The sequence below is a fragment of the Mesorhizobium sp. Cs1321R2N1 genome (assembly GCF_037179725.1).
Classification (GTDB): Bacteria; Pseudomonadota; Alphaproteobacteria; order Rhizobiales; family Rhizobiaceae; genus Mesorhizobium; species Mesorhizobium salmacidum.
Genome location: NZ_JAPYKP010000305.1, coordinates 1 through 1458, shown reverse-complemented (window position 1 = coordinate 1458; position 1458 = coordinate 1). Strand labels below are relative to the sequence as shown.

At 65.0% G+C, this 1458-nt stretch carries 3 protein-coding genes; all 3 read left to right on the top strand.

Annotated features, from left to right (window positions below; all coding sequences use genetic code 11):
* A partial coding sequence (tagH, locus tag O7A61_RS32180) for a type VI secretion system-associated FHA domain protein TagH (RefSeq protein WP_337133171.1) occupies positions 1 to 626 on the top strand: 626 nt, incomplete at its 5' end.
* Positions 627 to 629: 3 nt separating this feature from the next.
* Positions 630 to 1082, top strand: coding sequence for a type VI secretion system lipoprotein TssJ (tssJ, locus tag O7A61_RS32175; protein WP_337108411.1), 453 nt, complete (start codon positions 630 to 632; stop codon positions 1080 to 1082).
* Positions 1083 to 1118: 36 nt separating this feature from the next.
* A partial coding sequence (tssK, locus tag O7A61_RS32170) for a type VI secretion system baseplate subunit TssK (RefSeq protein ID WP_337133170.1) occupies positions 1119 to 1458 on the top strand: 340 nt, incomplete at its 3' end.

Genomic DNA, 1458 nt, shown 5'->3' with positions numbered 1-1458 from the left:
CGCGCCGCGCCGTTGCAACGGCGAAGCTGGCGCGCCCGGCGCAGCCAGCAGCAAGCGATATGGCGCTTCGCGCCGCATTCTTGCGCGGCATGGGTGTCGAGGACGCCGATTTTCCCGGCCGCGATGCGATCGCCGAAATGGAAAAATTCGGTCGTGAATACCGGCTGATGCTGGAGGGCCTGATGCAGCTCCTGCGCAAACGCGCTGAGGAGAAGGGAAGCGCGCGTGTCGCCCAGACGATGGTCGGCGCTTCCGAGGTCAATCCGCTTAAATTCCTGCCGACGGTCGAGGATGTCGTCGTCACCATCATCTCGGAACGCAGTCCGGGCTTTCTCTCCGGTGAGGCGGCGATCGGCGACGCGGTGAAGGATCTTGCACAGCATCACGTACGCGCCTGGCGGGGCGTCCAGGCAGCACTTCGGCGCATGATCGACCGTTTTGATCCTGCCGCGATCGAAGAGGAGCTCAAATCCAACTCCGCCATCGGCAATCTGCTCTCCGGCGGGCGTAACGCCAAGCTGTGGGAGCTCTACCAGAAACGCCATCGCGACATCGCCCAGAGCGCGGAATCGAGTTTCCTGGGCGAGATCGGCGCAGACTTCAGGGACGCATATGAAGAGGAGTAGGACATGATCGACCGACGCGAATTCGTCGTTGCCCTCGGCGCTACGGGGCTGCTGGCGGCTTGCCAGAGCGGCCCGCCGAAACCATCGGTTATCTCGGTCAACGTGACCGGCGGTGCGGGCATGAATCCAGGACCGGGCGGCGGCGACCGGCCGGTGACGGTATTGGTGATGCGACTTACCAGCACCGGCAAGTTTAACTCCGCCGACTATTTCGCGCTGCAGGGCGACGCGGGCTCGGCGCTCGGTGCCGACCTCATCGGCTCCGACGCGATCTCGGTTGCGCCTGGCAAGACGGCGGCCAAGACCATCACGGTCGAGCCAAACGCGACGGCGCTCGGCTTCGTGGCGCTCATCCGCGAGCCGGGTGGACGCAACTGGCGCACCACCAAGTCGGTGTCGCCAGGGTCGAAATTCACCATCAACGTCAGCCTCGGCAAGGGCGGCATTTCCGCCTAGCGACAAGGCAGACGGGTGCGTGCAGAAAGTAATGGTATGAGCGATGCAAACAGGGTGCTGTGGTCGGAGGGCCTGTTTCTCAGGACCCAGCACTTCCAGCAACAGGATCGGTTCTTCGAAGGCATGGTGCGCGGCGCATTGCAGGCCGGCCAGCTCCATACTTTCGGCTTCCAGCACCTGACCCTCGACCAGTCGCTGCTCGACGCCGGTCAGGTCTCGATCGTATCCGCCCGGGGCATCCTCCCGGACGGCACGCCCTTCTCCATCCCGGACCTGATGGACGCTCCGAAGCCGCTGCCGGTCACGGCCGACACCGGCGCCGGGCCGGTGCTGCTTGCACTGCCGCTCGAGCCGCCCGGTGGCGTCGCATACGATC

What these genes read in the sequence shown, in the direction of transcription:
- tssJ (WP_337108411.1), top strand. Translation starts at nt 630, where the DNA reads ATGATCGACCGACGCGAATTCGTCGTTGCCCTCGGCGCTACGGGGCTG.